Here is a 6,556-nt window from a genome sequence, read left to right on the forward strand (position 1 = left end):
TGGTTAACCGCCGCTGGATCTGCGGCAAGCCGATGAACATCACAATCAGCAGATCCCATAACAGCACCACGCTGGTCATCCAGATCCCGCTCACTGCTTGTTGCAGCAGCGTTACCGATGGGCCGAGCAGGGCGGTCATCAGCGCCAGATAAAACAGCGCATTTTTTGGGTTAAGCAGTGACGAACCTAATCCCAGCAGCAGTTGTTTACCAAATCCTGGACAGTTAGACCGGGCATCTGCTCCGGTCAGAGTTTGCGGGCGGCTGCGTATCAGCAGGCTGCCTATCCACAATAAATAGAGCGCGCCCAGCAGCTCAATAATGGTAAACAGCAGGGGAAGCTGGCGCAGGATCCCCCAACCGATAATCGCCAGCAGGATATACAACCCGTTGCCGATAGCGATCCCCACGCACAGCCCGGTGCTGCCGCGCATCCGGTATCGTACGGCATAACCGACCAGTAAAAAGAAGTCCGGACCGGGGCTGAGTAGTGCGACAAAATGCGCCAGCGCCAGCGCGGGGAAAGCAGAAGGAAAAAGTTCAGTAAGCAACGACATAGCGACCTCAGACAATGAATCTGAGAGAACTGTACGCCTGGCGCAGCGCTAATTATTGTCTGATATTGATCGTCCCAACGCATACTGGCGCGGCGTGGCTGCGGTGTAGCGGACAAAGGTGCGGTGGAAATGGCTCTGGTCGGCAAACCCGCTCTGATAGCCGACATCGGCAATCTCATCCCCGGCACGAAGCCGCTGGCGGGCATAGTCAACCCGCAAGATGTTCAGATAACTTGCCGGTGTGAGTCCGGTGTCCTGCTTAAAGGTACGGATCAGCGTTTCTTTACGCATGCTGCACTCTTGCGCCAAATCGCCCAGCGAGGGCGGAGCCTGCAGGTTGGTCTGCAACCGCTCGCGCAGATACTGGCTGGCGGCGCTTAGGTTCTCCGGTGCTACCGACTGCAATGGCAGCGAGCGCAGCAATGCTTGTGCGGCATCCGTTACCCGCGTCGTTTGCCGTTGCTGCATAAGTGCCACAAGATCCAAATAGCGCTGGAATAATTGCGGATCGCGGATAACGGGATCGCGCGAACAAAGCAGTTGGTTGTTGTTCTGCGCAGGAAGACTAGCAAGACACCACTGGGTATCAAGATAAAGCATGTGATAGCTGCGAAACTGCCCGTTAACGGGGTTGCAGCTGTGGGGTGCCAGTGGCGGGATCACAATCAGATCGCCCACTTTCAGACGGTATTCCTTGCCATTGCACTGGCAGCATGTTTCCCCCTCAAGAATTGCCCCGATTGAGAGCTGAGAGTGGTGATGTCGTTTATAGGCCTGCTGGCTTTGCCAGGTGCTGCGCAGCTCCAGCCACGGGAGCTGTTCATCACGCCAGAACGACTGTGGAATATCCCGGGTGTATGTCATATCGCGTCCTCCCTGAAAGTGATGATTTGTTATAGCACAGGCTGCGCGGTCAAAAAGCGGGAATGCGTATTGAGATAGCGATTCTGCGTGACGGGTTCCAGACAAATGCAGACGTTACATAGGGACGTTTTTATCCCGGAAATCGCCTCGCAAACAGAGAAAGTCGGGGGTGAGGGCGAGGCGTACCTATGGGACTGGTTGAGCAAATTGTTTCTCTGTTAGTTACTGGGTCCACTAATGACAGCCAGATAAAGACGCTGTTTAATTATATTTTGCGAACCGGCGATGCACCTCGATTCAATGAGTTTATTCGTGGGGTTGCCGAACGTTCACCGCAGCATAAGGAGCATTTGATGACGATCGCGGACAGATTGCATGAGGCTGGATTTCAAAAAGGGTGGCTCGAAGGTCAGCAAAAAGGTAAGCAGGAAGGTCTAATTGAGGGGCGACGTGATGAAGCGCTCCGTATTGCCCGCACTATGCTGACCGACGGTATCGATATCAACACGGTACAACAAATTACCCGGCTTTCCGCCGACGATATTCACGACTTAAGCCATTAAATATGACTTGAACCGCGCAATCGCCAGCCCGGTAGCACCGGGCGGTCTGATTTACTCCATTGCCGCCTTTACTGCTTCCCCGAGCTTTTGCATCACTTCCTGATGCTTCTCGTTGGGCGGCAACGCGCAGTTGATGCGCACACAGTTACGATACTTTCCGGATGCGGAGAACAGCGATCCCGGGGCGACCTGTATTTTCAACCGACAGAGCTGTTTAGCAACGCAGACCATATCGACCTGCTGCGGCAATTCTACCCACAGCATAAAGCCACCTTTTGGTCGGGTGACGCAGATCCCGCAGGGGAAGTACTCCCGTACCCAGCAGGTGTAGATCTCCATATTGCGCTGATAAATCTGGCGCATGCGTCGGATATGACGATGGTAATGCCCCTCGCGCACGAAGGTGGCGGCCGCCAGTTGCGTGGCAGGAACGTTGGTGCCAATGACGGCGTACTTCATGTGCAGCAGTTTGTTGTAATAGCGACCGGGAACCACCCAACCGACGCGCAGACCGGGGGCGACGGATTTTGTAAACGAACTGCAGAGTATTACACGGCCGTCGCTGTCCCAGGAGTGGATGGTGCGCGGCCGCGGATACTCTGTAGCCAGTTCACCATACACATCGTCTTCAAAAATGACGATGTCGTGACGCTGGGCGAGGGCGAGCACCGCCCGCTTACGCGTATCCGGCATAATGAATCCGAGAGGGTTGTTGCAGTTGGGAACCAGCAGCACGCCTTTGATCGGCCACTGATCCAGCGCCAGCTCCAGCGCTTCAATGCTGATCCCGGTGTCCGGATCGGTTGGGATCTCAATCACCTTGATGCCTAAGCCGCGTAGCAGCTGCATCGTGCCATAGTAGGCGGGTGATTCAACGGCAACAATGTCCCCAGGCTGGCAGACCGTCAGCAGCGCCAGCGACATTCCGCTCTGGCTGCCGCTGGTGATAACAATATCATCCGCATTGACGACTGAACCGCTGTCCAGCATCAGGCGCGCAATCTGACTGCGCAGTTCACGGCACCCGGAGATTTCATCGTAGCCCAAAATCGCTTTCAGATTATGCTGCGCCACGCGGCTTAACTCGCGCCAGAGCGGCTTCAGGCTGGGTTGATTGATATCGGGTACGCCACTGCTGAAAGGCGTGATGGATTTGTCCGCGTTGCCTTTCAGCATATCCAGCACCTGATCCCACTGGGTTATCTCCACTGGACGCTGGACCGGTCGCGACATCAGCGGCACCGGAGGCTGCGCTTTTTGCGGCGCGACAAAGTAGCCGGAACGTGGCTGGGGGGTGATCAACTGACGCTGTTCCAGCGTCTGATACGCCTGCTGAACGGTGCTGATGCTGACCCCGTGCTCCTGGCTCAGGCTGCGTACCGAAGGCAGTTTTTCGCCATGGCGATACAGCCCTTGCTCAATGCGTTCGGCCAGCAGATTGGCCAGATGTTGGTAACGGGTCATGCTGTATCCCTCATGGGTACCATACAGATTAAAAAACCAGTACAGATTGGCGTAATTAATGCGATGCAGAATCCTTTTTAACCAATCTGTATGTTAAATAAAAGTACTTTGTGAGTCTGTATTGTGCCTGGCCAAATCCGTGAAGATAAAGCCTCTGGCAAGACGGGGAGGCAAGGTATGGAATTTCACGAAAATAAAGCAAAGCAGCCGTTTATTGGATTTGTGCAGATCTGGCAGGTGATAAAACGCTGGCATTTGCGGGCGCAAACGCGGCGCTTATTGCAACAGATGAGCGACGAGCGGCTGCGGGACGTCGGGCTGCGACGCGATCAGGTGGAGTGATTTTCTTTCATCGGCAGAGGCTGGGGGTCATCGCCCGGCCTCTTTTGTATTCATGGTATTTATCAATTCATGCTTCTGAATGATGTGTTTCTTGATACTTACCATGATAAGTATTATTTTCTTCATCAGCGATGAGGGGAAGGATACATGACTGAAGATGAACTGTTTGCCCGCCGCCCGATGGGGATGCGCATGGCAATGGTGGTGCGCCAGTGGCGGGCCATTATTGATGCAGCCATTACCGACACTGGTCTGACGCAGTCAAGCTGGACGGTACTGATGCAATTGTATCAACTGGGAGACAACGTCTCGGTCAGTGAACTGGCACAGGTGCAGGGTATTGAACTGCCGCCGCTGATGCGTACCCTCTCACAGCTGGAAAAGCACGGCTATCTGCTGCGTACCACATCGCCTTATGACAAACGCATTCGCCTGCTCACGCTGACCGCGCAAGGCCGCACAAGGCTGGAAGAACTAAACCGGTTGATTGAGAACTATCAACATCGCGTTACGAGTACCATCCCTGAAGCGGAGCTTGCCGCCTTCAGCTCGACCTTAAATCAACTCGCCTGCAATTTGCGGACAATCCGCGAAGAAGACAATCAACACTAAAAAACTATGATGACCCCAGAACAAAAATTTGCCCGTTGGGTAAGGGTGAGTATTGCCGCTTTCCTGGTCATATTCGCCTGGTTTATCGTTGCCGATATCTGGATCCCGCTGACGCCGGACTCCACGGTGATGCGCGTGGTAACGCCCGTTTCCTCACGCGTATCCGGCTACGTCTCGCAGGTGCATGTACATAACAATAGCCAGGTGAAAAAGGGCGACTTGCTGTACGAACTGGATCCGACGCCGTTTATCAATAAGGTCGAGGCTGCGCAAATCGCCCTTAAGCAGGCAAAGCTGAGCAACCAACAGCTGGATGCGCAGATCGCCTCTGCCCGTGCCAACCTGCGCACCGCGCAATTCAACGCCCGGAACGACAAGACCACCTTTGACCGCTATCAGCGCCTGAGCGCCATGCAGAACGTGTCGCAAGCCGATCTCGACAAGGTGCGCACCGCCTGGCAAACCAGCGAGCAGTCGGTGTCGGCGCTCAACGCCAGTATTCAGAACCTGCTGATCCAGCGCGGCGAGCGCGATGAAAACCGCAATGTGACGCTGCAAAAATACCGTAATGCGCTGGAAGAGGCGCAACTGAACCTCGGCTGGAGCAAAGTGTATGCACAGACCGACGGTACGGTGAGCAATCTCCAGCTTAGTCCCGGACTTTACGCCACTGCCGCCACGCCATTGCTGGCGTTGGTCAGCCACCAGACCGACATTGTGGCTGACTTTCGCGAGAAAAGCCTGCGCCACACCCGGGTGGATACCGATGCCGCCGTGGTGTTCGACGCCATGCCGGGCAAAGTTTTCTCTGCCCGCGTCACCAGCAGCGATGCCGGTATTCTGGCGGGCCAGGAGCAGGTTAACGGCCAGCTGTCGCAACCGGAACAGTCCACCCGCTGGGTGCGCGATGCCCAGCGTATGCGTATTCACGTCGCGCTGAACGAACCGCTCGACACGCCGTTGCCGACCGGGGCACGCGCCACGGTGCAGTTGTATAACAGCGAAGGGATGTTCGCCCGCACCTTTGCCGGAGCGCAGATCCATCTCGTTAGCTGGCTGCATTATGTCTATTAACACCCTGGCTCACGTCTTTACGCCGCACGGGAATATTGTCTACACCGCCAATGATTTTCGCCAGACTCTGCGTATCTCGGTTGCCGGGACAATCGCGCTGAGTATCTCGACCTTTTATAACGTGCAGTACGGCGTGTTTTTTGTGGTTTATCCGCTGATGCTGTTGTCGCTGGTGCCGGTGTTCAACCTCCATGTGGCCAAACAGTTTGTGTTCAGTGCTGCGGTGAACTGCGTCGAAATGGTACTGATTGTCGGCTATCTCTCACAATGGCCGCTGATTATGACGCTGGTGGTATTTGGCCTGTACGTGATGCGTTTTCGTTTGATGAGCAAAGGACCGCTGTTTCTGTTCGGCTCAATGGGCGTGGTGTGCCAGAGCACGATGCTCAACTTTATGAGCTATCCCACCACCAACTGGCATACGCTGATGTTCTCCAATATGGAAGCCTGCGTCATGGCGGTGGCGCTGAGCGCGTTGCTGCATTATCTGATCCCGGATGCAGAGCCCCGCCAGCCGCCCCCGCGCATTGAGAAAGATGACGCCCGGGTTCGCCACGAGTCGCTGCTTTCCGGTTCGGTGGCGACAATGATATTTGTGGTTTTCCAGATCTGTGACTTGAGCGATTCGCTGTCGGCGCTGATGGCTGGGATTTTGATCCTGTTTCCGATGCATTATCGCGGCGCGGTGTTGAGCTCTCTCTGGCGCGTGGTCGGCGTGGTACTGGCTTGTCTGTACATTCTGCTGGTGCAGCTGCTTATTTATGATTTCAGCAACCATATGCTGCTGATGATGCCGCTGATTGGCCTTGGACTGGCATTCAGCGCCCGCCTGCACGTGATGGAAAAAGTCGGTGCGGGCGTGGGTTTTGCCAGTATCACCACCATCGGCATTATGTTCGGGCAGAACCTGCATCCGGACAGGGACCTGGTATTCAGCGATCTCTACCGCATCACTTCCGTTACCGTCGCGCTGCTGGCCACGTTAACGATGGTATTTCTGGTGCACCGGGTTTTGAACTGCTTTGCGGCGACACGATTTGTGATCACCGAGTGAGTGGGGTTGTGAGTGCCGGATGGCGGC

General features: G+C 55.3%; 7 protein-coding genes and 1 pseudogene. 5 read left to right on the forward strand and 3 right to left on the reverse strand.

Annotated features, from left to right (window positions below; translation table 11 throughout):
* Together JTI85_RS04165 and JTI85_RS04170 are read right to left on the reverse strand one after the other, a co-directional pair.
* Positions 1-556, reverse strand: a 556-nt coding sequence (locus JTI85_RS04165) for a LysE family translocator (protein WP_219352151.1), incomplete at its 3' end; no start/stop codon positions are given.
* Positions 557-604: 48 nt separating this feature from the next.
* Complete coding sequence (locus JTI85_RS04170; protein ID WP_101743006.1) at positions 605-1,420, reverse strand: AraC family transcriptional regulator; 816 nt, start codon at positions 1,418-1,420, stop codon at positions 605-607.
* Between the two features lie 188 nt (positions 1,421-1,608).
* On the opposite strand from JTI85_RS04170, the pseudogene JTI85_RS04175 reads away from it, so the two are divergent.
* Positions 1,609-1,983, forward strand: a pseudogene (locus JTI85_RS04175) (ISNCY family transposase); the annotation flags it as partial.
* A 51-nt stretch (positions 1,984-2,034) separates the two neighbouring features.
* On the opposite strand, the gene JTI85_RS04180 reads toward JTI85_RS04175, so the two are convergent.
* The gene (locus JTI85_RS04180; protein ID WP_115601044.1) at positions 2,035-3,447 is read right to left on the reverse strand and encodes a PLP-dependent aminotransferase family protein; all 1,413 of its coding nucleotides are present in this window, start codon (positions 3,445-3,447) and stop codon (positions 2,035-2,037) included.
* 177 nt (positions 3,448-3,624) lie between these two features.
* On the opposite strand from JTI85_RS04180, the gene JTI85_RS04185 reads away from it, so the two are divergent.
* The 4 genes from JTI85_RS04185 (at position 3,625) to JTI85_RS04200 (ending at position 6,529) form a co-directional block, all read left to right on the forward strand.
* On the forward strand, positions 3,625-3,789 hold the full coding sequence (locus JTI85_RS04185; protein WP_071887315.1) for a DUF1127 domain-containing protein: 165 nt from the start codon (positions 3,625-3,627) through the stop codon (positions 3,787-3,789).
* Between the two features lie 147 nt (positions 3,790-3,936).
* Positions 3,937-4,401 carry a MarR family winged helix-turn-helix transcriptional regulator gene (locus JTI85_RS04190; protein ID WP_061067166.1) on the forward strand — a complete coding sequence of 155 codons (465 nt, stop codon included), beginning with the start codon at positions 3,937-3,939 and terminating at the stop codon, positions 4,399-4,401.
* Positions 4,402-4,407: 6 nt separating this feature from the next.
* Positions 4,408-5,475, forward strand: a complete 1,068-nt coding sequence (locus JTI85_RS04195; RefSeq protein ID WP_219352155.1) for an HlyD family secretion protein — start codon at positions 4,408-4,410, stop codon at positions 5,473-5,475.
* Positions 5,465-6,529 (forward strand): DUF2955 domain-containing protein, encoded by a 1,065-nt coding sequence (locus JTI85_RS04200; RefSeq protein ID WP_219352157.1) that lies wholly within the window; start codon positions 5,465-5,467, stop codon positions 6,527-6,529. Before JTI85_RS04195 ends, JTI85_RS04200 begins: the two co-directional genes overlap by 11 nt.
* Positions 6,530-6,556 lie beyond the last annotated feature (27 nt).

Source organism: Citrobacter sp. Colony219 (assembly GCF_019382635.1).
Classification (GTDB): Bacteria; Pseudomonadota; Gammaproteobacteria; order Enterobacterales; family Enterobacteriaceae; genus Citrobacter; species Citrobacter youngae.

Coding starts and splice junctions, on each gene's coding strand:
- JTI85_RS04200 (WP_219352157.1), top strand. CDS start 5,465: ATGTCTATTAACACCCTGGCTCACGTCTTTACGCCGCACGGGAATATT.
- JTI85_RS04170 (WP_101743006.1), bottom strand. CDS start 1,420: ATGACATACACCCGGGATATTCCACAGTCGTTCTGGCGTGATGAACAG.
- JTI85_RS04180 (WP_115601044.1), bottom strand. CDS start 3,447: ATGACCCGTTACCAACATCTGGCCAATCTGCTGGCCGAACGCATTGAG.
- JTI85_RS04185 (WP_071887315.1), top strand. CDS start 3,625: ATGGAATTTCACGAAAATAAAGCAAAGCAGCCGTTTATTGGATTTGTG.
- JTI85_RS04195 (WP_219352155.1), top strand. CDS start 4,408: ATGATGACCCCAGAACAAAAATTTGCCCGTTGGGTAAGGGTGAGTATT.
- JTI85_RS04190 (WP_061067166.1), top strand. CDS start 3,937: ATGACTGAAGATGAACTGTTTGCCCGCCGCCCGATGGGGATGCGCATG.